Origin of the sequence: Glaciihabitans sp. INWT7, assembly GCF_014217685.1 — a bacterium.
Lineage (GTDB): Bacteria > Actinomycetota > Actinomycetes > Actinomycetales > Microbacteriaceae > Lacisediminihabitans.
In genome coordinates this window covers 458,481-480,954 of the sequence record NZ_CP043653.1, presented here as the reverse complement: position 1 = coordinate 480,954, position 22,474 = coordinate 458,481, and the positions used below count along the sequence as shown (strand labels likewise).

Annotated in this window: 24 protein-coding genes and 1 tRNA gene; 6 read left to right on the top strand and 19 right to left on the bottom strand. The window is 65.2% G+C overall.

Annotated features, from left to right (window positions below; translation table 11 throughout):
• Positions 1-67: 67 nt before the first annotated feature.
• Positions 68-820 carry a hypothetical protein gene (locus tag F1C58_RS02385; protein ID WP_185202432.1) on the bottom strand — a complete coding sequence of 251 codons (753 nt, stop codon included), beginning with the start codon at positions 818-820 and terminating at the stop codon, positions 68-70.
• A gap of 170 nt (positions 821-990) precedes the next feature.
• Here F1C58_RS02385 and F1C58_RS02380 point away from each other — a divergent pair, with 170 nt between their 5' ends.
• The 6 genes from F1C58_RS02380 to F1C58_RS02355 are packed head-to-tail and all read left to right on the top strand — an operon-like array spanning position 991 to position 6,015.
• Positions 991-1,398 carry a hypothetical protein gene (locus F1C58_RS02380; protein ID WP_185202431.1) on the top strand — a complete coding sequence of 136 codons (408 nt, stop codon included), beginning with the start codon at positions 991-993 and terminating at the stop codon, positions 1,396-1,398.
• 5 nt (positions 1,399-1,403) lie between these two features.
• Positions 1,404-2,804, top strand: a complete 1,401-nt coding sequence (locus F1C58_RS02375) for an FtsK/SpoIIIE domain-containing protein (RefSeq protein WP_185202430.1) — start codon at positions 1,404-1,406, stop codon at positions 2,802-2,804.
• On the top strand, positions 2,801-3,223 hold the full coding sequence (locus F1C58_RS02370) for a hypothetical protein (protein ID WP_185202429.1): 423 nt from the start codon (positions 2,801-2,803) through the stop codon (positions 3,221-3,223). Before F1C58_RS02375 ends, F1C58_RS02370 begins: the two co-directional genes overlap by 4 nt.
• Before the next feature lie 2 nt (positions 3,224-3,225).
• The gene (locus tag F1C58_RS17050; protein ID WP_185202428.1) at positions 3,226-4,668 is read left to right on the top strand and encodes a replication initiator; all 1,443 of its coding nucleotides are present in this window, start codon (positions 3,226-3,228) and stop codon (positions 4,666-4,668) included.
• Between the two features lie 10 nt (positions 4,669-4,678).
• Positions 4,679-4,864, top strand: a complete 186-nt coding sequence (locus F1C58_RS02360) for a helix-turn-helix domain-containing protein (protein WP_185202427.1) — start codon at positions 4,679-4,681, stop codon at positions 4,862-4,864.
• On the top strand, positions 4,861-6,015 hold the full coding sequence (locus F1C58_RS02355) for a site-specific integrase (RefSeq protein ID WP_185202426.1): 1,155 nt from the start codon (positions 4,861-4,863) through the stop codon (positions 6,013-6,015). The genes F1C58_RS02360 and F1C58_RS02355 overlap by 4 nt, the downstream gene beginning before the upstream one ends.
• A 332-nt stretch (positions 6,016-6,347) precedes the next feature.
• On the opposite strand, the gene F1C58_RS02350 is transcribed toward F1C58_RS02355, so the two are convergent.
• From F1C58_RS02350 to F1C58_RS02265, 18 genes are all read right to left on the bottom strand, one after another.
• Positions 6,348-6,423 (bottom strand) — tRNA-Thr (locus F1C58_RS02350).
• Between the two features lie 43 nt (positions 6,424-6,466).
• The gene (locus F1C58_RS02345) at positions 6,467-7,108 is read right to left on the bottom strand and encodes a TetR/AcrR family transcriptional regulator (RefSeq protein WP_185202425.1); all 642 of its coding nucleotides are present in this window, start codon (positions 7,106-7,108) and stop codon (positions 6,467-6,469) included.
• Positions 7,109-7,157: 49 nt separating this feature from the next.
• Positions 7,158-8,687: an alpha/beta hydrolase gene (locus F1C58_RS02340; RefSeq protein ID WP_255461220.1), complete on the bottom strand. Its 1,530-nt coding sequence runs from the start codon at positions 8,685-8,687 to the stop codon at positions 7,158-7,160.
• Positions 8,681-10,219 carry an alpha/beta hydrolase gene (locus F1C58_RS02335; RefSeq protein ID WP_255461219.1) on the bottom strand — a complete coding sequence of 513 codons (1,539 nt, stop codon included), beginning with the start codon at positions 10,217-10,219 and terminating at the stop codon, positions 8,681-8,683. Before F1C58_RS02335 ends, F1C58_RS02340 begins: the two co-directional genes overlap by 7 nt.
• Before the next feature lie 8 nt (positions 10,220-10,227).
• Positions 10,228-11,403: a DNA polymerase III subunit delta' gene (locus F1C58_RS02330; RefSeq protein WP_185202424.1), complete on the bottom strand. Its 1,176-nt coding sequence runs from the start codon at positions 11,401-11,403 to the stop codon at positions 10,228-10,230.
• 42 nt (positions 11,404-11,445) lie between these two features.
• Positions 11,446-11,691, bottom strand: a complete 246-nt coding sequence (locus F1C58_RS02325; protein ID WP_185202423.1) for a ferredoxin — start codon at positions 11,689-11,691, stop codon at positions 11,446-11,448.
• Positions 11,684-12,943: an NADH-ubiquinone oxidoreductase-F iron-sulfur binding region domain-containing protein gene (locus F1C58_RS02320; RefSeq protein ID WP_185202422.1), complete on the bottom strand. Its 1,260-nt coding sequence runs from the start codon at positions 12,941-12,943 to the stop codon at positions 11,684-11,686. Before F1C58_RS02320 ends, F1C58_RS02325 begins: the two co-directional genes overlap by 8 nt.
• Positions 12,940-13,497: a ferric reductase-like transmembrane domain-containing protein gene (locus F1C58_RS02315; protein WP_255461218.1), complete on the bottom strand. Its 558-nt coding sequence runs from the start codon at positions 13,495-13,497 to the stop codon at positions 12,940-12,942. The genes F1C58_RS02320 and F1C58_RS02315 overlap by 4 nt, the downstream gene beginning before the upstream one ends.
• On the bottom strand, positions 13,490-14,440 hold the full coding sequence (locus tag F1C58_RS02310; protein ID WP_185202421.1) for an FAD:protein FMN transferase: 951 nt from the start codon (positions 14,438-14,440) through the stop codon (positions 13,490-13,492). Before F1C58_RS02310 ends, F1C58_RS02315 begins: the two co-directional genes overlap by 8 nt.
• Positions 14,441-14,444: 4 nt before the next feature.
• Entirely contained in the window at positions 14,445-14,723 is a 279-nt protein-coding gene (locus tag F1C58_RS02305) for a hypothetical protein (RefSeq protein WP_185202420.1), read from the bottom strand.
• 211 nt (positions 14,724-14,934) lie between these two features.
• Entirely contained in the window at positions 14,935-15,315 is a 381-nt protein-coding gene (locus F1C58_RS02300) for a hypothetical protein (RefSeq protein ID WP_185202419.1), read from the bottom strand.
• A gap of 202 nt (positions 15,316-15,517) precedes the next feature.
• Positions 15,518-16,150, bottom strand: coding sequence for a dTMP kinase (tmk, locus tag F1C58_RS02295; RefSeq protein WP_185202418.1), 633 nt, complete (start codon positions 16,148-16,150; stop codon positions 15,518-15,520).
• 8 nt (positions 16,151-16,158) lie between these two features.
• Positions 16,159-19,053, bottom strand: coding sequence for a type I DNA topoisomerase (topA, locus tag F1C58_RS02290; protein WP_185202417.1), 2,895 nt, complete (start codon positions 19,051-19,053; stop codon positions 16,159-16,161).
• Positions 19,054-19,217: 164 nt separating this feature from the next.
• On the bottom strand, positions 19,218-19,610 hold the full coding sequence (locus tag F1C58_RS02285) for an Rv3654c family TadE-like protein (RefSeq protein ID WP_185202416.1): 393 nt from the start codon (positions 19,608-19,610) through the stop codon (positions 19,218-19,220).
• Complete coding sequence (locus F1C58_RS02280) at positions 19,610-19,915, bottom strand: hypothetical protein (protein ID WP_255461217.1); 306 nt, start codon at positions 19,913-19,915, stop codon at positions 19,610-19,612. The genes F1C58_RS02285 and F1C58_RS02280 overlap by 1 nt, the downstream gene beginning before the upstream one ends.
• Positions 19,916-19,952: 37 nt before the next feature.
• Positions 19,953-20,132 (bottom strand): DUF4244 domain-containing protein, encoded by a 180-nt coding sequence (locus F1C58_RS02275; RefSeq protein ID WP_185202414.1) that lies wholly within the window; start codon positions 20,130-20,132, stop codon positions 19,953-19,955.
• Between the two features lie 103 nt (positions 20,133-20,235).
• On the bottom strand, positions 20,236-21,165 hold the full coding sequence (locus F1C58_RS02270; protein WP_185202413.1) for a type II secretion system F family protein: 930 nt from the start codon (positions 21,163-21,165) through the stop codon (positions 20,236-20,238).
• A complete protein-coding gene (locus F1C58_RS02265; protein ID WP_185202412.1) occupies positions 21,155-22,210 on the bottom strand; it encodes a TadA family conjugal transfer-associated ATPase in 1,056 nt (351 codons plus the stop codon). The genes F1C58_RS02270 and F1C58_RS02265 overlap by 11 nt, the downstream gene beginning before the upstream one ends.
• Between the last annotated feature and the right edge of the window lie 264 nt (positions 22,211-22,474).

Genomic DNA, 22,474 nt, shown 5'->3' with positions numbered 1-22,474 from the left:
TTTAGTCCCGGCTTGAAGCCATTATTGAAGTCCAAGGCGGAACCGCTCAACTGTCCCAAGCCAGGATCTAAGAGTTCTTTCGATCCCGCCTGCGAGGCTCTTGCTGTTGCTGTTGTTTGCGTACGACAAGCAAATCCTCAACCCACCTCACGTACTGCTCTGCTAACACTGGCTCAATACGTGCCAACGTAACCCGCATGACGTCTCCGAGATCAGCGATCAGCCGATAACGCCCCAGGTCAAAGCTGCTAACTCCCGCAGCATCCAGAACGACTGCCTGAGGATTTTTACCGAACAGTTTCTCCATCTCCTCGCCGCAGCGAACGCGCATCTCTGCGCGAACCTCAAGCTGTCTGTCGATGGCGGGGCTCACTCCCCTAAGGTCCTCATCGAAAACACCGGGCAGCGGATCGAGAATGGCATCCACAAGGGGATCATCGCTCATCACATGTCGGATTGCGATGACGTGCGCTTCGGTATAGCGGTGGCGAAGGCCACCTGGCGACACATCCTGCCATCTCGCCAACTGAGTCAGATCCGGTCGAGGGTTGGCAACAACCTGGCCATAGGCATTGATGATCGCACGAACATTTCCGGCGGCCTCCGCGAGGCGCGTACTCACTCCGGCTGCTGCGAAGAGGAAGTCGTCTCCTCGATTCACTCCTGAAAGTCGAGCTCCTTCTGGCCCGAAATTGCGGCCCGCCTGGTGAGCTCGTCGCAGCGAGGTTGGACTAATTTCAACGCCTGGACGGCTTACCGCCTCGATCAGGTGACGGACAGGCTCAGGAATGTCTTCCATTAGCTCAATCGGCATCTGCACGCCCTCCGGCCTTGTCCTTCTCATTTTCGCATATACCTGGAGATCTCTCCTTTGCGCCGTGACTTGAATTTATTCAAGTATTGGGCTAACTTGAATTTATTCAATTAGAACGCGCGGGAGAACGCAATCGCGTCCAGACCCGTGCACAAACATCCCAGGAGGTTGCGGCAATGTCAGAAATAAACTCAACGACCGTTCGGAGTTCGAGGAAGGGGATCGCGGTCCCGACACCGCCTTTTCTAACCACTACGGCTGGCGGCGTTTCCCCAGCGATCGATTGGATCGAAGGGAAACCCGGTCCGCAACGCCGAGACGAAGAGACAGGGCTTCCGATATGGAACCTGCGTGCTTGGGACCCAGAGGCGACCGCCGGGCGAGGCCAGGACATCCTCGAGGTGAAAGTCGTCTCTCAGTTCCAGCCTGAGCTGCCGTCGACACTGCCGAATCTGCCGCACATTCTCATCACGCTCGAGAACTTGACGATGAGCCCTTACGTCAACCGTCAGACGAACCGCCTGGGTATGTCGTGGTGGTCGACCGGCGTCCGTCCGGCCGTCAAGGGCAAGGCGGGCGAATAACCATCATGGATTTGCGAGGAGAGCTGCGCTGGCTTGGCCTGCAAGCCCGCGACGCCTGGCGGCGGTTCAAAGTGGCCATCGTTGTGGTCGTTATCTTCGGGCTGCTGTTCAATCAGTTTGCCTTTGTCCACATGGCTCTCCTCGCATCGGTCGTTGTGGTTGTTGCCGTCCTGATGTTGCGGCGATTCGGGCGGGGTCTGTCACTGGCGGATCTTGCTCGTAGGCGTTGGGAGCGAGAGAACGCGAGGGGCGCCCTTCAAGCCTGGCCGGAACTGATGCTTCGCCTCGGTCTTTCGGTACGTGGCGCATCGGGCCGCCTCGAGGTTCCAGCCGTAACAACTTACGGTTGGCGCGGTGCGTCCCTCGTTCTGAAAGTCGCACTGCCTTTGGGCATGGAACGCCGCTCGCTGGCGCTTGCCGCTCCGGCACTTGCCGAATCGCTCTCTGCGCTCTCCGTGGCGGTGTCAGTTGCACCTGGCGGTGCAGAGTGTGTCGTTCAGTATCTCGATCCACTCGTCATCCCGTTCTCGACGGCATGGCCGAAGTCCGCCGACCTTCGTGCCATCCCGATGGGCGTCGAGGCATCAGGTCAGCCTTGGTCGATTCGTCTCGGGCCGCACACGCTCGTAGCGGGATCGTCCGGCTCTGGTAAGGCATCCATGATCTGGAGCCTGCTCATCGGGCTTGCACCAGCGATCCACTCGAACCTGATTCAGGTGCACGGTATCGATCTCAAGGGCGGGATGGAGCTGACGATGGGCCGAAAGCTACTCATGAGCTACGCGACCGATCCCGCCGAAGCTGTACAACTTCTCGAGGACGTTGTCTCGCAGATGAAGCGGCGTGCCGGCGAGCTTGCGGGAAAGAGTCGCCAACACGCTGCGACAACAAACAGCCCGCACGTTCTCGTCGTCATTGACGAACTGGCTGCGCTCACCGCGTATCTCTCAGATAGGCAGTTGCAACAACGGGCGAATGTGGCGATTGCTTTGCTCTGTTCGCAGGGCCGTGCGCCCGGGTTCACAGTCTTTGCCTGCCTTCAAGATCCGCGCAAAGAGACGCTCCCTTCCCGAGGCCTTTTCACCCAAACCATTGGGCTTCGACTTCGCGACGCCCTTGAGACGTCGATGGTGCTCGGCGAGGGGATGCGAGAGAAGGGCGCTCTGTGTCACCAGATCCCGTCCTCTCTTCCCGGTGTGGCCTATGTCGTGCCTGATAACGGAGGCGACCCGATTCGCGTGCGGGCTGGTCATGCCAACGACGAATTGATCGCCCAAGTAGCTGACGCGTTCGAGGCTCCCCATCACGTGGATATCACGATCCCTACGCCGGACATTTCGGAAGAACAGACGAGTCCTCGCCCCCGGCGAAGCCGTCGTACTCAGAAGACAGGAGAAGAACAGTGAGCATCACTTCGAACAAGAAAAGAGTCGCATTCCGAGTAGGCCTTTCCCTCGGATCGCTTGCCGTAGCTACAGGGATTGGCGTCGGTGGATTCCTCATCGGAAGCCAATCCTCCGCACTAGCAGACTCGGCATATCAGACGGGTTATAGCCAGGCGAGCTACAACTTCTGCAACTTGAAGTTCTCTATTGGCGTCGACGCCGGGAAGGCTTACTCGGATGACATCCGCGTCTACGAGTACGTGCCCAAGAACGTTCTGGTAGCTGATGCGGTCTGCACTGATGACCAGGTGAAGGCGTGGAATTCCGCGCAAAGGGCCGCAGGATCTCCGGAACGCGCGTGCAAGCTTGACCTCGATGTTGCGCGCATCACCGGGGTTCTTGCCGCGGCTGAATGCGTCGCTACCGACTCCCTTAACTGATCATGCAGACCTCGGCCAAGTCGGCCACGAATCGGATGCGGCGTCCCGACTTCGAGCAATGGCTCAAGCAAGCTGCAGGCACCGGCTACTGCGCTAACCCGGTTCGTCTTGTCGGTTCCTCGAGGGTTGTCGATGCTCACTCCGGCGAAGTCATCTCGTCCTACGAGTCGGCCACAGAGCCGGACGGCATCACGTATGTTCGCTGCGGCAATCGTCGCGCGGTGCGGTGTCCGTCATGCAGTCACGAATATAAGGGCGACATGTGGCACCTCGTGGTCGCTGGGGCTATCGGAGGGAGCAAAGACATCCCCGAGGGTGTGGGCGCGCATCCGTTGATCTTCGTGACTCTCACGGCTCCGACGTTCGGCGCTGTGCACGCAATCAAGAAGCCTGGCCGCGGTGGCACAGTTCGATGCCGACCTCGATCCGATAAGAAACTTTGCCCTCACGGCCGGCCGACCTGGTGCATGTCGGTCCACTCTCCTGACTCGCGGATCGCGGGTGAGCCGTTGTGCTACGAGTGTTACGACTACGTGGGGCAGATCGCCTGGCAGTGGTACTCCCCCGAACTGTGGCGACGGTTCACGATCGTTCTGCGTCGACGGTTGGCACAGGCGCTAGGACTTTCCGAAACCGCAACGCGCCGACTTGTGCGAGTTCAGTTCGCTAAGGTCGCGGAGTTTCAAAAGCGCGGGCTGATCCACTTTCACGCGCTGATCCGTCTGGACGGCGATCCCACCGACGAAAATGCTTTCCCGCCGCCCGCGGTGGACCTCTCTGATGAACGACTCGCTGCGATTGCTATCGAAAGCGCGTCCGCGGTCTCGATCGTCGCCGATCCCATCGTCACCGGTGATCCTGCCCGCCTCCTGCGCTTCGGCAAGCAGTGTGATGCTCGAGTGGTCGTTCGGGGCGGCGGCGATGTCGAGGGCGAACTCTCCGATCGGGCGGTTGCTGCCTATATCGCCAAATATGCGACGAAGGCAACGGAGGATGTTGATCCGGGCGCCGCATCGGCGGGGCAGCGCCCGCATATCGCCAATCTGAAGCGCACTATTGACGATCTAGCCTCGCTCGCCCGTCGCGGTTCGGTCGAGGATGACCAGTACTCGCTGTTGGGCAAGTGGGTCGGAATGCTCGGTTTTCGCGGTCACTTCGCGACCAAGTCACGGCGCTACTCGACGACCTTGGGCAAGCTCCGATCGGCTCGGCGCAACTGGCAGAGAAGGCTCGCTGTTCAGCGCTTGCACGGAACCGGACCTGCGACCGATTCGATGTCGGACGACCTCGAGGACGAGACAACTCTTGTGATTGGTGAGTGGTCGTTCGTCGGAATGGGCTGGCTCGATTCTGGAGACGCACTCCTCGCCTCTGAGGCTGCTGCCGCTGCTCGTGAATGGCAGGAAGAGCAGCGTCGCACAAGTCAATCCAACAAGACAGAGTGAGGTGAATGAAATGGAAAAGATGCTCTTGACTCCGGAGGAAGTCGCTGAGGTGTTGGGGATTGGTCGCTCGACCGTCTACAACCTCATCGGCGAGCACCTGTTGCGCAGTTTCAAGATTGGGCGGTCCAGGCGAGTGCTCGTCAGCGACGTCCAGGAGTATGTCGACAATCTCGGCTCGTCGAGAGTTGGGCAATGAGCAAGCGAGCGAACGGCGAGGGGTCGATTTACCAGCGCAAGGACGGGCGGTGGACCGCTGCGACTTACGTGCTGACGCTTGATGGAGGTCGTCGTCGACGTCAGATTTATGGGGCGACGAGGAAGGCGGTGTCTCAGCAACTCGGCGAGCTGAATTCGAAGACGGATCGGGGTATCCCGGCCGCTGTCGACTCGTGGACCGTTGAGACGTATGCCTCGCACTGGCTGGAGGAGATCGCGCCGACGGCTCTTCGGCCATCCACGAGGGCGAATTACGCCTGGGTGATGCGCAAGTACATCGTGCCGCTGCTGGGGCGCAACAAGCTCCGCAGTCTTCGCCCCGATCACGTTCGAAAGCTTCATGGTGAGGTGCTTGAGCTCAGCTCTTCTCCGAGCACGGTGCAGCTCGCTCATGCGGTTCTGCGTTCGATGCTTTCCGAGGCGATGCGCGAACAGTACGTCGACCGCAATGTCGCCTTGCTCACACGCCCAACCCGGATCGAGAAGGTCGATGTCGTGCCGTGGTCGGCCGAAGAGGCTACGACTTTCCTCGATAGCGTCGACGGACATCCGTTCGCTGGTCTGTTCACGCTTGCTCTCGCATTGGGGATGCGTCGTGGTGAACTGCTCGGGCTACGATGGCAGGACGTCGACCTCGACGAGCACAAGCTCCATGTTCGCCAAACAGTGCAGCGGCTTGGTCGAGGAGAGGGGCTAGTCATGGGTCCGCCGAAAACTGCGCGGTCGCGTCGATCGATACCACTCCCCCAGCTGTGCGTCGATGCCCTGATCGCGCGGCACCGGGTGCAAGACGAAGACAGGCGCATCATTCGTGAAGGATGGACGGAGCTTGACCTCGTGTTCACCACCACCATCGGCACCGTAATTGAGCCAAGCAATCTGCGGAGAAGTTTCAATCGTGCGATCGAATTAGCCGGGCTTCGGCAGATTCGCTTTCACGATTTGCGGCACACCTGCGCATCGCTGCTGCTGGCCCAGGGCGTGCCGATGCGAGTGGTCATGGAGATCCTCGGTCACTCGACGATGTCGATCACCTCGGACCTTTACACCCACGTCTCACCGAACGCGACGGCCAGCGCGGTGTCGGCGGTCAGCGCTCTGCTGGTACCGAGCGAAACGGAGACAAAATGAACTACCTCGACGAGATGATCGTGCACGAACCTGTGCGCATCTCTCCGAAGGATCGGGCCACCTCGACTGCCCGGTGTAGCTGCGGGCTCACTCTAACCGGCGTCTCAATCAAGGATGCCCGAACCTCGATCCAGCGACACGTCGCCTTCGTGGCTCGGTTTCGGCTCGAGGCAAGAATGCGAAAAGGAGTCAAGCCACCAACGGCCTCGAACAAACAAGGAGGAACTACAAATGAATGACCTGAAAATCGCAAAGTCTGGCGACGTTGCTGTCACGGTTGCTGTCAAACGCGACGGAGGCACGAGCTGGAGGCCGCACTTCCCCGCGTTTACTGGAGCCGCCTGTCAGAATCGAACTGACGACCTTCTCATTACGAGTGAGATGCTCTACCGACTGAGCTAAGGCGGCGTGCACGCGAATTCTCGCGGGCAACGCATGAAAGCTTAGCCGATCAGACGGCGGGTGCTGGCGCGAGGATACGGCCCAGCTCCTCGAACGAATCCTTGAGCCTCTCGCTGAGAGTGCTCCCGCGTTCGTTGTCGGCCCAGCACACCCAGGCGTGCTTCATCGTTCCGAAGGCCACGTTCGTGATAAGTCGGGATCTGCTGAGGAGCAGATCGGAATCCGCGGCGAGCGCCGGGTCATCCGCCGCCAGGCGAAGGGCGACGATCTCACGCAACCGGTCCTCGTATTCGCGCATCGCCGCCATCCGCATCGCGAACAGCTGCGGGTAGTCCTTGAGCAGGCTGCGGCGCTTCAGCATCAGCTCCGAATCGGTGGACCTTCCCTCGACGGCCGCCGAGAGGAGAGACCCGAGTCCGTCGAAGACGGTGCCGCTCGAAGAGTTCACGTAGGCAGCCACAGCATCTGCCGTGGGAAGCTCCGGGGTCGCTCCGACGAGAGCAGACTCCTTGGATGCGAAGTAGTTGAAGAAGGTGCGCGGCGAGATGTCGGCGATGCGACTGATCTCGTCGACCGTCACCTTGTCGATGCCCTTTTCGTCGACCAGGTCCAGCGCCGCCATCTCGATCGCCCGAGCCGTAGCGAGGCGTTTACGCTCGCGCAATCCCGCATGGGCGTGGTCGAGTGTCATGCCCACATTGTTGCATTCTCTGCAATTATGCACAAACCGATCGGGCCGGTCATCCCCTGCACAGTGGGTCCTTCCCGGGGACTGTTCCCGACACGAAGTACCGGTCGACGGTGTTGTCGATGCAGGGGATCCCGCGGTTGTAGGCCGTGTGCCCCTCGCCCGTGCGGGTCACGAGATGCGCGCTCTGCAGCTGCTTCGAGAGCGCGACACCCCACTGATACGGTGTCGCGGGATCCCCCGTGGAGGAGAGGATGAGCACGGGCGCGGCACCGGCTCCGGTCACCACGGGCGGGGGCGTGCGGTTGTGGAACGGCCAGTTCTCGCAGGTCACGTCGCCGATCACGGAAGGGCGCGTCAGCGTCGGAGCAGCCTGCACGAGCTGGGCGCTCTCGCTCGCGAGCACAGCCGGATCCGTCTCGGTCGGATAGTCGAGGCATCCGATCGCGATGAAGGCCTCAAGCGAGTTGTCCTTGTAGCTGCCGTCGGGATTGCGGCCGTTGTAGGAGTCGGCCAGGAGGAACGCGGTGTCGGTCGTGCCCTTCCTGATCTCGCTGAACATATCGCTGAGATATGGCCACGACGACTTGTCGTACAGTGCCGAATTGATCGCCGTGTCGAGCAGGTTCTGGTCGAGGACCCGCCCATCCGGCGCATCGATCGGCGTGGTGGTGAGCCGGTCGTACAGAGCCGAGATCTTGGCGAGGCTGTCGTCGACCGAGCCGGGGAATGGACAGTTCTTCGTCGATGGGCAGTCGGCGAGGTAGGCCTTGAGTGCCTCCTCGAATCCGGTGGACTGGGTGAGGCTGATGTCGAAGATCGAGAGTGTCGAGTCGGTGGAACCGTCGAGCACGACATGACCGACCTTCTTCGCGAAACGGTCGATGTAATACATGCCGATGTCGCTGCCGTAGGAGTAACCGAGATAGTTGAGCTTCGTATCCCCCACCGCCGCGCGCAGCATGTCGAGGTCGTGCACGGTGCTCTGGGTATCGACGAACTGCAGTGCCGGGCCGGTGTTCTTGAGACAGGATGCCCCGAAGTCCTTGGCCTGGTCGGTCACTTCCGTGACCCAGGCGGGGCTGTTCACCGGGTTCTTTGCGACCCCGTAGATGAACTGGTCGAGCTTCTTGTCGTCGTAACAGGTGACGGGAGTCGAACGGCCGACCCCTCGCGGGTCCCATCCGATCACGTCATAGCTCTGTTGCAAGGTCTTGGATGCCGCATAGTCGAGGTCGTCGTGCACGAGGTCGTAGCCCGAGGCCCCGGGGCCGCCCGGATTCACGAAGAGCGAACCGAGGCGGGTGCCGGTGGCGGAGGCCCGAGTGAGGGCCAGCGAGATGTCCGTCGACTTGGAGGGGTGATCCCAGTCCATCGGTGCCGTCGCGGTGGCGCACTGCTGGCTCTTCCCACAGCTCTTCCAGTCGAGCACCTGGTGATAGTAGGGGGCTTCTGCCGCCGACACCTTCTCGCCGGTGGGCATCGAGCTGTGCTCGACGCTCGGAAAGAGGGCGGTCGTGCACCCACCCAGAAACAACATCCCGACCGCCAGGACGGCAAGGGTCACGGACTTCCTCAACACTGCGGATCCTTCTTCGGCACGGTTCCCCCGATGAAGAAATCGTCGACGGCGTTGTTCACGCAGGAATTGGACTTGTTGTAGGCCGTGTGGCCCTCGCCCTTGTAGGTGATGAGATGGCCATTCTGCAGCTCTTTCGCGAGTGCTTTCGCCCAGACGTAGGGGGTCGCCGGATCGTTCGTGGTGCCGACGACGAGGATGGGCGCCGAACCATCCGCCGCGATCGGACCACGCTGACGGGTGGGCTGGAAGGGCCAGGACGCGCAGGAGGTGTCATAGGACAGCTGCGGGCCAAGGGTCGGGGCGAGGGCGGCCAGCCGTGCGGCATCCGCTCTCAGGCTCGCATCGGTGGTGGACTCGGCGGCGTAGTCGAGGCAGTTGATGCCGATGAAGGCTTCGGTGGAGTTGTCTTTGTAGGTGCCCTTGGCCGTGCGGCCGTAGTAACTGTCGGCCAGTCGGAAAGCCACAGTCGGATCGCCCTGCATCACCGAACTGAACAACTGCGAGAGGTACGGCCAGTTCGTCTTGTTGTAGAGCGGGAAGATGATCGCGTTGAACATCACACTGCTCGAGAGTTCGCGGCCATCGTCCGCGCGCAGCGGGCTGGCGTTCAGGCTGTCGAGCAGGGAGCGGATGTCGGTCATGGCACTGTCGACGGACCCGCTGAACGGGCAGTCCTTGCCGGTGAGGCAGTCTTTGATGTAGGCCCGGAGCGCACTCTCGAACCCCTGCGCCTGCGTCGCTCCCACCTCGAAGCTGGTGGTCGCCGGATCGAGCGCGCCGTCGAGCACCAGGTGGCCGGTCTTCTTCGGGTAGAGCTCGGCATAGGTGGCGCCGAGCAGGGTGCCATAGGAGTAGCCGAGGTAGTTGAGCTTCTTGTCGCCGAGTGTTGCGCGCAGCAGGTCGAGATCGCGGGCGGCGCTGTCGGTATCGATGAAACCGAGCAGGTCACCGGTGTACTTGAGGCAGGCCGCACCGAACGCGGTGTTGCTGGCCCGCTGGTCGGCGATCCACGCATCGGAGCCGAAGGGACTCGGCGAGACTCCGAAGAGGAACTTGTCCATCTCGGCAGGGTCTTGGTAGCACTTGACCGCCGAGGACTTGTTCACCCCGCGCGGATCGAAGCCCACGATGTCGTAGTTCTGTCGCAGCTTGGCGTCGACCGCATAGTCGAGGCTGTCGCGGATGAAGTCGTAGCCTGAGCCGCCCGGACCTCCCGGGTTGACCAGGAGCGAACCGAGGGCCGTGCCGGTGGCGGTCTTGCGGATGAGCGCGAGATCGATCGACTTCGTCGCCGGATTCTTCCAGTCCATCGGCGCCTTGGCTGTCGCACACTGGAAGTCGCCGCCCTCGCAGGGCTTCCATCTCAGCACCTGGCTGTAGAACGGTTCGAGATCCGCCGCCACCTTCTCGCTGGTGGGCGTCGACTTCGTTGCGGGCGACTTCGGCAGGAACGACGCGACGCAACCGCTGAGCGGAAGGATCACGGCGAGTGCAGCCGCAATGAACAGCGTGCGTGTGGTTCTGGTTGTCACGGAATCCCTCAGCGAGCGGTGGAGATCAGCATGGCTTCGAGGGCGAGGGCCGGAGCCACGTTTCCCTCGATGCGCTTGCGGGCGGTGGCGATGGCATCCATCGTGGCGAGTGTTTCGGCGGCCGTCGAAGCGCCGCTCGCGGTCGTCAGCCGGGGGAGGATCGCCAGATTGATCGGCTCGCTGTCGACTCCTAGCTGCAGCAGCAGGATGTCTCGGTACAGCGAGAGCAGATCGACCATGATGCGGTCGATGCCGTCGCGAAGACTGCGGGTGGCGCGCCTCTTCTGGTCCTCCTCCAGCGTGCGCAGCTGGGCGCGGAGGGCCGGCGGTATGGTGCCGCCCGGCTCGATGCCGAGCGATCGCAGCGCACTTTCACGCTCCTCGGCATCGCGCTCCTCCGTGATGGCCTTGGCGTCTTGCCCGGCGAGCTCCAGGAGCTGTGCCGCCGCAATCACGGCCCCCGACACGGTATGGATACCGAGGGCGATCTCGAGGGTCTGCTCGCGACGGCGACGGGCATCCTCATTGGTGGCGAGGCGGTGGGCCATGCCGATGTGGCTCTGCGCCTCGCGCGCAGCCCGGGTGGCCGTGGCGATGTCCACGTCGTCGCGCTGGGCGATGAGCTCTGCCACCTCCGCGACATCCGGAACCCGAAGCCGAACGGTGCGTACCCGGGAACGGATGGTCGGGAGCAGGTCTGCCTCGCTCGGCGCGCAGAGGATCCACACGGTTCTCGGCGGCGGCTCCTCGAGCGCCTTCAGCAAGACATTGGAGGTGCGCTCCTGCATGCGATCGGCGTCTTCGATGACGATCACGCGATAACGGCTCACCGAGGGAGAGAAGTTGGAGCTGGAGACCAGTCGGCGCACGTCATCCATCTTGATGATCACGCCCTCGGTGCTGAGAACTGCGAGGTCGGGATGAGTGCGGGCCGCAACCTGACGGCGGGTGGCCTCAGCGCCGTCGCCGGCGTCGACTCCACCGGTCGCGGGCGGGCTGAGCAGCGCGGTCGCGAAGGCGTACGCCAGGTTCGATCGCCCGGAGCCGGGCGGACCCGTGATGAGCCAGGAGTGGGTCATCGCCGAATCGCCGATGGGTGAATCGCCCAGCGTCGAGTCGGCGGCGGCAGCGCGGAAGATCGCGATCGCCTCCGACTGGCCGGTCAATTCGTCCCACACGGTCATGGGGCTAAGCCTAAGTGGAGCGGCTGACCGGAGCCGCCCGCGCTAGCGGGAGGAACCAACGATGGTGAGTGCCAACAGGGGGCACAGCGCGACGGCATCCGTCGCCGCATCCAGATGGCGAGGTGTGATCGCGACGTCGGACCGCGCGGTCGGCGCGCCGGTGATCGCCACCGGATAGCCCCACTTGTCACGAGCGAGAAGCTCTGGAAGCAGTTCGGTGCAGAGGCCGCGGCCATCGCACCGGGTCCAGTCGATGTGGAGCACGGGACCGAGAGGCGGCTCAGCCATTGCTTCTCCTCGACGGCTGCGCGGTACGCAGGCACCTGCCGGTGAGATGGGCATCCACATCGGCAGCAAACACCGACAGCGTGCTCAGCACGAGACCGGCGGTGCCGTCGGGATGGTGGCATGACCCACGCCCGATCACCGATTGGGTGAGGGCCTCGAGCTGGCGACGAAGGCCCTGCTCGCGATCTCCCGTTGCCAGGCGTTCGAGCAGGCTCGCCATCTCGGGCAGGCCGAAGAGGCACGGACCGCACTGCCTCGCCGATTCGCTCGCGAGGTAGTGCACGATCGACGCCGATGCGACTAGCGGGCATTCGTGCCGTCCCAGCACATAGAGGATCCCAGCCCCCGATCGGGCGCCGTGAGGTGCGAGTCCGCCGGCCGAGAGGTTCGCAGTGAGGTTGTCCCGCGCGATCCAGGCCCCGTGGTATCCCCCGACGAGCACGGCCGCGACACCATCGAGGGGCACACCGCAGGACTCGAGGATGTCGGCGATCGAGGTGTGGCCCGCGACCTCCAGCACCCGCTCCTGCGGCACGAACCCCGACACCGTCACCAACCGGGTTCCGGGGTCCCGCTCGGATCCGAGCGACCGGAACCACGCCGCCCCGAATCTGGCGATGAGGCCCACCTGCGCGAGGGTCTCGACATTGTGCACGAGCGTGGGAAGCCGCCGCAGCCCCGTCGTGGTGAGCCGCACGATCCGATCGGTCGGAAGGGCGATCCCGTTCTCGATGGCGTTGACGACCGCGCTCGCCTCGCCGGAGATGAAACTGTCCTTCGCCTCGACGAAGACGATAGACCGGGCATCCTTGCGTTCCCGTGCCGCCGCCCGCGCATAGTCGATCGAACCGGCGGGCGCATACAGGTAGAGCTTCGATGCTCCCACCGCGGCGCCGGCAGCGAGGAGCCCGTCGATCACCAGGTGTGGAGCGTGCCGCAGCAGGGTGGAGTCCTTGATGCTCCGTGGCTCGCCCTCCGCCCCATTCGCGATGACGACCGGGCTGCGAGCCCAGAGCCGGTCGCTGTGACGGCTCACCGCACCGACCTTGCGGGCGACCGGGAATCCCGCCCCACCCCGGCCCGAGAGCCCGGATCGCGCCAGCTCGTCCACCAGCTCCGGTGTGAGGCTGGAGGGCGCCAGTGCGCCGAAAGCGGCGAGGTGCGCGCGATAGTCGGCATCCTGGCCGGCCGAGAAGAGCCGGTTGAGCCCCCCGGGCGGGCGGATCGCCCCCGCTACCGCCGTGCCGCTCATCGGAGGGACCGCGCCCGGGCCGTCGACGTTTCGAGAAACCGCACCGAGGTGCGCCACATGACGGCGACGACGACCGCGAGAGTGCAGGCGGCCGCGATGATGAGAAACCAGCCGCTCGTACCATTGGTGCCGTTGCCGATGGCATGGGCCATCGCGACCGGCCACATCGCATAGGTGAACCAGTGCACGAATGTGGCGATCCGCACCCCGATCCGCCGGCGCAGAAGGCTCGTGACCACGATGGCGATCACCAGGTCGAGGGCCACGGTGCCGAGACCCTGCCAGAACGGCTTGAACACTCCACGGAACGGAACGAGGATGTCGACCACCGTGAGACTCGCGTAGGTGTCGAGCAACAGCGTGCCCACGTGCAGCACGAGGAAGGTGCTCGCGATCAGCGCGACATTGCGATGGACCAGCGAGATCGAGAACCTCGGAAGGCCGGGAAGCGGCCGACCCGACCGCGTGATGATCCCGAGCACGACGGACGCGGTGAACAGGAGGATCGAGACGACACCGCTGACCCGCCCGAAGGCCCACAGCAGCTCAGACATCCTCCACCCCCACCAGCTGGGGCTGCGAGAGTTGCGACGGCCAGGACCCGGTGGTGATGACGCGCCCGGCGCGGTCCACCAGCCTCGCGCTCACCCCCGAGCCCTCGAGCCAGGAGACAGCGGCGTGGCCGCGCACTATCGAGGCGGTGCTGTAGGCATTCGCCAAGAGACAGTCGCGCGCTGCGACCGAGACGCTGCGCCAGACCGGTTCCACCGGCAGTCCGGATCGAGGGTCGAGGATGTGGTGACGCAGGTATCCCCCCTGCGCCCAGGTGCGCCTCTGGGTGCTGGAGGTCGCGATCGCCGCGCCCTCGCCGACCGAAACCTGCTGGGCGGGGTCCCCGGCCAGGTCCTGCACGAGCACCTGCCATCCTCCCGGAAGGGCAGGGCCAGAGGTTTTGAGGTCGCCGCCGATGTTCACCAGAACGGAGCAGCCGAGTCGGGTCGCGACGCTCTCTGCGGCCAGGTCGACAGCGATCGCCTTCGCGGTCGCCCCGAGGTCGAGCGCCAGGTCGGCGGGCACGGCGAGCTGTCGCTGATCCAGCATCACGCGCGTCCAGCCCGGGGTGCGCCGTGTCACCACGGTCACTCGCGGATCGACCTGCTCGCCAGGCAGCGCAGTCGGCAGCTCCGACAGGTCACGGTCGTAGCCGACGGCCCGGAGGGCGCTCCCGAGAGTGGGGTCGACATCCCCCTCGGTCAGCGCGGCAACATCGAGGGCGGAGCGCACGAGGCGCGCAAGCAGCTCGCTCACTATGGCTCCGTCGGGCAGTTGCGAGGCGACGACTGACAGCTCGGAATCGGCTCGGAACCGACTGCACGCCCGGGAGACATCGTCCATGACCTGCCGAACGATGCTCTCTGCGACCTCGATATCGGCGGATGCCGGCACCACGACGGAGATTTCGCAACTCCAGTCGCGCCAATCGCGGCGCACGGTCATCAGCTCACGACCCGGAAGACAGCGCGTGGGAGCCGCCGCCCTGGCCCGGAGTGACGGGTGCGACCTGCTGCTGCCGCGTGAATCCCCCATCATCGTCACCGTGGTTCGAGCCATCCGGGCCCTGATTCGTGCCGTCCTGCACATTGGTGTCGCCGGGGGAACTGTGGCTCACCGTCTGCTGCCAGAGGGCGATCGACGCGACTCCGGTGACTGCGAGACTGACGACTCCGACACTCGTGGTGACACGCAGCGCGAGCCTCTTGCCCTCTGCACGAATACTCATGTCACCCTCACTCTCTTTCGATCACTCTGTCGCACACGGTTCCACCCGATTCTCTGCACTTGCTTGGATAGTCAGGTGTAGATGCTGACAGCATCCGGAGACATCCCGGATGCCCCGAATTCGACCCAAGGGCTGGCTGGAGCACCCGCTACCGACGGTGCCATCCTCGATACCAGAATCATCTAAGACTGCGGTCTGGCTCTGCGGACTCTCAGGACCCGCCCGACTTCGAATGCGGAGGCGGTGGGGGTGCAGGCGCAGGCTGCACCGGCGCGACCGGCGCGGGCGGCTGGACGACCGGCGCCGGGCGCGGCGCAGCCGAGGCGACGACCGGAGGCGCCACCGGGGCCGGGTCGCTCGAGGGCGCGATGGGTGCGGAGGGCGTCGCGCTCATCGTCGGCGCGGGAAGAGGCGGTGGAGCCGCGGGCGGAGCGCTGGATGGCGCGGCGGACGGCGTGGGTGCGACCGCTGGCACAAGCGCGGCGGCGGCGCGAGCCTTCGCCTGGGATACGAGTGTGTCTTGCCACAGCACGATGGACCCGGCGGTCGTCGCCACCAGGCTGGTCACGCCCACGACTGTCGTGATGGTCACGGCGATTCGTCTTCCCCTGCGATGCAAGCCCATCCGGCGCCCTCCCTCTCGGTACGCCAAGGCTCGCAGCATGCCCGTTAAGGAATCGCTAAGAATCGCCGAGAGCAACTTGCGAACGGCCCCTGCTGCGAACTGCTGCGGTTGCGAACTGCTGCGAACGGCCGCGGTTGCGAACGGCCCCGATTGCGAACTGCTGGGTCTCTCAGCCGAGAAGTGCGGCGACCCGATCGCGAATGGCGGCGGCGATCGACTCGATCGAGTCGGTTGCCGGCAGCACGAGGAAGCGCTCGGGATCGGCAGCCGCGAGTGCGAGGAATCCGGCGCGCACCCGCGCGTGGAACTCGCCATGCTCGGCCTCGAGGCGGTCGTACGCAGTGCGTGCCTGATCTAGTCGCTCCCGGCCGATCGTCTCATCGAGATCGAGCAGAATCGTCAGGTTCGGCATGAAATCTTCGGTCGCCCAGAGGGAGATATCCCGCACCTCCGTTGGATCGAGCACGCGCCCGGCACCCTGGTAGGCCACGGAGGAGTCGAGGTAGCGGTCCTGGATCACGATCTCGCCACGCTCCACGGCCGGGCGCACCTTTGTGGCGATGTTGTGGGCGCGATCTGCCGCATAGATCAGGGCCTCGGCGCGCGGGGCGATATGCCCTCGCCGATGGAGCACGATCTCCCGCAGCTCGAGCCCGAGCTCCGTGCCACCCGGTTCGCGGGAACGCTCGACCGTATGACCGGCTGCGATGAGCCAGTCCGCGAGCAGGCTCGCCTGAGTCGATTTGCCCGATCCGTCCCCTCCCTCGAAGGTGATGAACAGGCCGTTCCCGCCGCGATCCACCCGCGCGCCTACTGCGCGGACTCTGTGGTCACGGGCGGTTTCGCCGCGACCGGCCTCTTCGCTACCGGCTTCTTCACGGCCGGCTTCGCAGCGACAGCGCTTTTCGCGACGGCCTTCTTCACGGTGGGCTTCTTGGCGACGGGCTTCTTGACTGCCGGCTTCTTGGCCGCCGGCTTCTTGGCCGCGGTCTTCTTGACCGTCGGGCCCTTCGCGCGCTTGTCGGCGAGCATCTGCACGGCGCGTTCGAAGTCGATCTCCTCGATCGTCTCACCGCGCGGAATCGTCACATTGGTGACGCCGTCGGTGACGTAGGCGCCGAAACGCCCGTCTTTGATACGGATCGGCTTTCCGCTCTCGGGGTCGGCATCGAACTCCTTGAGCGCACTGGATGCCCGGCGCGCGCCGTACTTCGGCTGGGCGTACAACTCGATCGCCCCGGCGAGGTCGATCTCGAAGATCTGGTCCTCTTCGGTGAGCGACCTGGTATCGGCGCCCTTCTTGAGGTACGGACCGAACTTGCCGTTCTGGGCGGTGATCTCCTCGCCGCTCTCGGGGTCCTGGCCGACGATGCGGGGCAGGGAGAGCAGGCGAAGCGCCGTGTCGATATCGACGGTCGCGAGATCCATGGACTTGAAGATGGATGCGGTGCGCGGCTTCACCGCCGCTGCCTTCTTCGGCGCGGCCCGCTTCTTCTTCGGCTCGATGATCTCGCCGGTGGCGGGATCGACAACCGGCTCGGCTGCCGGAGTCTCGACTGCCTCAGCGGCGGGTTCGGGATCCACCTCGGTGATGTACGGACCGAAACGACCGTCCTTCGCGACGACGTTCTTGCCGTTCTCGGGGTTGACCCCGATCACCCGATCCACCACGACCGGCGCATCGATCAGCTCATGGGCCTTCACAATGGTGAGCTCGTCCGGGGCGAGCTCCGGCGGGATGTTCACGCGGCGCGGTGTCGCCTCGGGGGCGGCATCCTCATCCACGACTTCGAGGTAGGGACCGTACTTGCCGATGCGCAGCGTGACCTCGTCGTCGAGCTTGATCGAGTTGATGCTCTTCGCATCGATCTCACCGAGGTTGTCGATGACGCTGCGCAAGCCGCGGTGCTTCTCGCTGCCGAAATAGAAACTGTTGAGCCAGTCGACCCGGTCTTCCTTGCCGTCGGCGATGCGGTCGAGGTCATCCTCCATGCCCGCGGTGAAGTGGTACTCCACCAGGTCGGAGAAGAACTCCTCGAGCAGCCGTACGACCGAGAAGGCGATCCAGTTCGGCACCAGGGCGGTGCCGCGCGGGGTGACGTACCCGCGGTCGATGATGGTCGAGATGATCGACGCATAAGTGGACGGGCGCCCGATCCCCAACTCTTCGAGAGTCTTCACGAGGCTCGCCTCGGTGTAACGGGGCGGCGCGCTGGTCTCGTGGCCCTTGGCCTCGACATCCGCGACGGTCAGTTTCTGGCCGACCGTGAGCGGAGGCAGTTTCGCCTCGGCGGGCTCGGCGGCGTCGTTGCGCTCCTCGTCCCGGCTCTCCTCGTAGGCCTGAAGGAATCCGCGGAAGGTGATGACCGTGCCACTCGCCGCGAACTCGGCCATCGTCGTGCCCTGCACGGGACCGGCGGTGATGACGACGGACGCGGTCATGCCCTTGGCGTCGGCCATCTGCGACGCGACTGTGCGCTTCCAGATGAGGTCGTACAGCTTCCAGTCGTTGCCCCGCAGGGTTCCCTCGAGCTGGGACGGAGTGCGGAAGGTGTCCCCGGCCGGCCGGATTGCCTCGTGCGCTTCCTGGGCGTTCTTGCTCTTGCTGGCGTAGGTCCGCGGCTTCTCGGAGACGCTCTCCGCGCCGTAGAGGGATGCCGCCTGGCTGCGGGCGGCAGACATCGCCTGCTGCGACAGGTTGAGCGAGTCGGTACGCATGTAGGTGATGTACCCGTTTTCGTACAGCCCCTGCGCAACACTCATCGTCTGGCGAGCGGAGAAACGCAGCTTGCGCGCGGCCTCCTGCTGCAGCGTGGAGGTGCTGAATGGCGCCGCCGGGCGCCGAGTGTAGGGCTTGGAGTCGACCGACGAGACGATCACCGGCACAGCGGGGTCGCGCAACGCTTCGGCGAGGGAGGTGGCCGCCTGCTCATCGAGCGCCACGGCATCCGCCTTGCCGTTCGTGGATGCTTTTAGCTGACCCTTGTCGTCGAAGTCGCGGCCGGTGGCCACGCGAACCCCGTCGAGGCGGGCGAGACGGGATTCGAACGGGCTGGAGGAATCGGATGCCGCGAGCAGCGCCGAGAGATCCCAGTAGCCGGCCGCGACGAAGGCGAGGCGTTCGCGCTCCCGGTCGACGACGAGTCGGGTGGCGGCGGACTGCACGCGACCGGCGGAGAGCCCGGGGCCGACTTTGCGCCACAGCACCGGCGAGATCTCGTAGCCGTAGAGACGATCGAGGATGCGCCGGGTCTCCTGCGCGTCGACGAGAGCGGTGTCGATGTCACGGGTGTTGTCGCGGGCACGTTCGATCGCTTCTTTGGTGATCTCGTGGAACACCATGCGCTTGACCGGCACCTTGGGCTTGAGCTCGTCGAGCAGGTGCCACGCGATGGCCTCACCCTCGCGGTCCTCATCAGTTGCGAGGTAGAGCTCGTCGGCGCCCTTGAGCGCGCGCTTCAGTTCGGCGACCGTCTTCTTCTTCTGGTCCGACACGACGTAATAGGGCTGGAAGCCGTTTTCGACATCGATGGAGAACTTGCCGAGAGACCCCTTTTTGAGCTCCGGCGGCAGGTTTTTCGGCTCGATCAGGTCGCGGATGTGACCGACCGAGGCCAGCACCTCGTATCCGTCGCCCAGGTACTGGGCAATCGTCTTCGCCTTTGCGGGCGACTCGACTATGACCAGCTTCTTCGTGCCAGGCACTTGACTCCTCGACTACTGCGACTGCCGCCGCCTCTGTGGGTCTCCGGGTGAAACGAAACCTCGCCCAGCCTAGGGCGGCCCCGCTGATGCTCTTCACCGGGCATCGGAGATATCGGTGGTGGTCCCGACACGCACACCATACACACAGAAACCTGACGGCCGCTTCATCCACCACCCCCAGTCAGCCCGACCCGCTGCGCCGTCCCGCCGGGCGGACGCCCCGCAGTGGCTCGGGCGGACACCTCGAAACCGAGCACGGAGGCCGTGACACGCACGGTCGCGGTGGCGTCGTCGACGACACATCCGTCCAGGCGGGTCGAGTTCGCGAGAGCGACCGTGGATGCCACCTCACACGGGCTTCCCGAGCGGATGCCCACCGCGACATCCGCTGCGGCGAGCGCCGCAGCATCCGCCGCCCCGGCCGCGCGCTGCTGCACCGACAACACGCTGACGACCGGAAGTAGTAGCGAGAAGAGCATCAGCATCGCCGCCACGATCGCGACGGCGAGCACCGATCCAGACCCGCGCTCGCTCTCACTCTCGGGCGCCCGCAGCATCAGCGTCCCCCGTCGAGTGCGCAGCTCACGGCGCTCACAGTGACGGCACCGATCACCCCCACGGCTCGCGAACCGGGAGCGGATGCCGTGACGCAGGCCAGCTCTCCCCGGTGCTCCACCCGCAGGGTCGCGCCGGGCACGAGACCGCTCGCGGCACCGACCGGCTCGCCACGAGCGACACCGCGTGCAGCCATCGCCGCCACCTGCTGCAGCCGCAGGTGCTGGCTGGAGAGCTGCAGCCCGGTCAGGCACGCAGCCAGCACCAGCAGCGCAGCCGGGAGGACAGTGGCGAACTCTGCGGTCACACTGCCCCGCTCGTCGTGGCCTAGCCAGCCCGGCCGGTCACCCGGCGAACGTGAGCGCACGATGCACGAGCTCGGTGAGCATGCCCCGCACCTCGTCGCTGCGCAGGATGGCGACGAGCAGCCCCGCGAATCCGACAGCGGCGAGAGTGGCAATGGCGTATTCGGCGGTCGCCGCCCCGTCTTCTTCACGGAGCCTCGAACGCAATCTCTTCCCCATCGATCATTCCTTTCGTCAGGCGCCCGGCGGGCTGCCGTGCCCCCTCAGCGTGCAACCGGAAGCGATTGCTCCGAGTCGGCGCTCGCCCATCGGTGCACCGGCGTCACAATCCGGTCACTGTGGACGAGAGGACGGCGATCAGCAGTGGCGCCACCCCGAGCAGCATGAAGGCAGGGAGGATGCACACGCCGAGCGGCAGCATGAGCGTGACCCCGAGCGTCGCGGCCGCCCTCTCTCCGGCGCTCCGGGCGGAGCGGCGAGCCTCGACAGCCTCCGCGCGCAACAGTGCCGCCGCCGGCACGCCTGCCCGTCGGCTGAGTTCGAGCACCTCCGCGATCGCCGCGTCGCCGTCGTCGGGATCGATGCCGCAGGCCTCGCGGGCACCGGCGACCGCACCCTGCGCTCGGGACAGGGATGCGCCGCCCGACACCGCGATCGCCATGAGATCGAGCGTGAGGCCCGGGGTGAGGTTGGTCGGCCGGGCGCCGCGAAGAAGCTTCCGGTTCCACAGCTGGGCCAGTCCCATCAGCAGTATTCCGAGTGCGAGGCAGACGAGCCCGGGCGGCGTGGCGACGAGCACATGGAGCGAGTCGAACCCGAGGGCGAGGCCGAACAGGATTCCCACGGCCGGCAGCACCATCACCATCCGGGCCGTCGCTACCGGACCGGCAAGCGCCGTCTCGACATCCCGCTGGTTCTGGGCGAGTGAACGGAGCGTTGCGGACAGTTCGGAAAGGGTCGGGGCCAGCGGGGCGCCCGCCTCTGTTGCGACGAGCCAGGCGGCGGCGAGACCGCGCCAGGCCGCCCGATCCGCGCGGCGTGCCGAAGCGACGGAGACGATCGCCTCGGTCACCGATCCACCGCGGGCCGCGACATCGGCGACTGCTCGGGCTCCGGCGGCGGCGGAGCCGTGGGCGGCTTCCGCGACATACGCCCAGCCCGATGCGGGAGCGACTCCCGCGGCAAGCAGCACTCCGAGCCTCTGCACGACGGCGGCGAGCGGCTCTAGATCGACCCGGCGGTCACGCCTCACCACGAGACTCCACCATGCAGAGGCGATCTCGCCGATCGAGGGCGAATCGCCCGATCTGCGCCAGTCGCCGGGTGTCGCGATCGCGCTCGAGGTGCAACACGGTGCCGATCGCACTCACCGTCTGCCTCGCGATCGCCGTCGCGGTCATGCCGGCGAGCGCACCGAGCGCTTCGATGCGCGCGGGAACATCGTCGAGCGAGTTGGCGTGCAGGGTGCCCGCTCCCCCGTCGTGACCGGTGTTGAGCGCGGCGAGCAGCTCCCGGATCTCCGCGCCGCGACACTCGCCGAGCACGAGGCGGTCGGGGCGCATCCGCAGAGCCTCCCGCACCAGGCGATCGAGTCCGAGGTGCCCGGCACCCTCCAGATTCGCTTGGCGGGCCTCGAGTGAGACGAAATGCGGGTGGGTCACCCGCAGCTCTCCGACATCCTCGATGGCGATGATCCGATCACCAGCGTGTGCACTCGAGAGCAACGCCGCGAGCAGGGTGGTCTTGCCGCTGCCGCCCGCTCCGGTGATGAGCACGTTTTCGCGCCGGGCCACCAACTGCGACACAGTCTCGAGGTCGATCCGCGAGAAGAAGCCGGCCGCGTCGAGGTCGGTGAGCCCGAGTCTCTCCACTCGGGGAAGGCGAATAGAGAGGAGTGTGCCGGCCGGGGAGATCGGGGGAAGAACCGCGTGGATGCGGATGCCGTCGTGCAGGCGCACATCGACGCAAGGAGTCGCTTCGTCGATGTGGCGTCCGCCCAGCCCGATCAGTCGCACGGCGAGATCGCGCAGCAGGCCTTCGTCCCATCCGAGGGGCTCTTGCCGCACGGCGCCGTGCCCGCGGTCGACCCAGACTTCCGCCGGCCCGTTCACGAAGACATCCGTGACCGCCGCCTCGGCGACGAAGTCAGAAAGCGGTCCGAACCCGTCGAGTTCGAATCCGGCGAGAGTGCGCCGTCGCACTGCCGGTGCGGGCTGCGCCCCCGCTCGGCGTGCGACGAAACGCTCCTTGCCCGAGGCGAGCGAGGTGGACGGATCGAACGGAGCAGCGGTCGGCATGACACGACGGTAGAGCGCGCCTCGCGCCTCCGGTGCCCTCGCTCCCCCACCGGGGAGAACTCGCGCCCGAGAGTGCGGGGGAGGAAAGGAGGAACGGCGATTAAAAAAGAGGGGCGGCGCCTGTTGGGGGGAACCGGCGCCGCCACAGCAACGCTGGATTGGGGGGAATCACTGCGCGTTGCTTATCGAATTTGCATTCAACGACCCCAGTGTACTCCGGCAGAACACCGGCGCAAGAGACAAACCCCCGCGATCAGGGGACAC

What these genes read in the sequence shown, in the direction of transcription:
- F1C58_RS02320 (WP_185202422.1), bottom strand. Translation starts at nt 12,943, where the DNA reads ATGAGCGGCACGGCGGTAGCGGGGGCGATCCGCCCGCCCGGGGGGCTC.
- F1C58_RS02360 (WP_185202427.1), top strand. Translation starts at nt 4,679, where the DNA reads ATGGAAAAGATGCTCTTGACTCCGGAGGAAGTCGCTGAGGTGTTGGGG.
- F1C58_RS02380 (WP_185202431.1), top strand. Translation starts at nt 991, where the DNA reads ATGTCAGAAATAAACTCAACGACCGTTCGGAGTTCGAGGAAGGGGATC.
- F1C58_RS02330 (WP_185202424.1), bottom strand. Translation starts at nt 11,403, where the DNA reads ATGACCGTGTGGGACGAATTGACCGGCCAGTCGGAGGCGATCGCGATC.
- F1C58_RS02345 (WP_185202425.1), bottom strand. Translation starts at nt 7,108, where the DNA reads ATGACACTCGACCACGCCCATGCGGGATTGCGCGAGCGTAAACGCCTC.
- F1C58_RS02310 (WP_185202421.1), bottom strand. Translation starts at nt 14,440, where the DNA reads ATGACCGTGCGCCGCGATTGGCGCGACTGGAGTTGCGAAATCTCCGTC.
- F1C58_RS02375 (WP_185202430.1), top strand. Translation starts at nt 1,404, where the DNA reads ATGGATTTGCGAGGAGAGCTGCGCTGGCTTGGCCTGCAAGCCCGCGAC.
- F1C58_RS02315 (WP_255461218.1), bottom strand. Translation starts at nt 13,497, where the DNA reads ATGTCTGAGCTGCTGTGGGCCTTCGGGCGGGTCAGCGGTGTCGTCTCG.
- F1C58_RS02325 (WP_185202423.1), bottom strand. Translation starts at nt 11,691, where the DNA reads ATGGCTGAGCCGCCTCTCGGTCCCGTGCTCCACATCGACTGGACCCGG.
- F1C58_RS02275 (WP_185202414.1), bottom strand. Translation starts at nt 20,132, where the DNA reads ATGGGGAAGAGATTGCGTTCGAGGCTCCGTGAAGAAGACGGGGCGGCG.
- F1C58_RS02305 (WP_185202420.1), bottom strand. Translation starts at nt 14,723, where the DNA reads ATGAGTATTCGTGCAGAGGGCAAGAGGCTCGCGCTGCGTGTCACCACG.
- F1C58_RS02285 (WP_185202416.1), bottom strand. Translation starts at nt 19,610, where the DNA reads ATGCTGCGGGCGCCCGAGAGTGAGAGCGAGCGCGGGTCTGGATCGGTG.
- F1C58_RS02265 (WP_185202412.1), bottom strand. Translation starts at nt 22,210, where the DNA reads ATGCCGACCGCTGCTCCGTTCGATCCGTCCACCTCGCTCGCCTCGGGC.
- F1C58_RS17050 (WP_185202428.1), top strand. Translation starts at nt 3,226, where the DNA reads ATGCAGACCTCGGCCAAGTCGGCCACGAATCGGATGCGGCGTCCCGAC.
- F1C58_RS02355 (WP_185202426.1), top strand. Translation starts at nt 4,861, where the DNA reads ATGAGCAAGCGAGCGAACGGCGAGGGGTCGATTTACCAGCGCAAGGAC.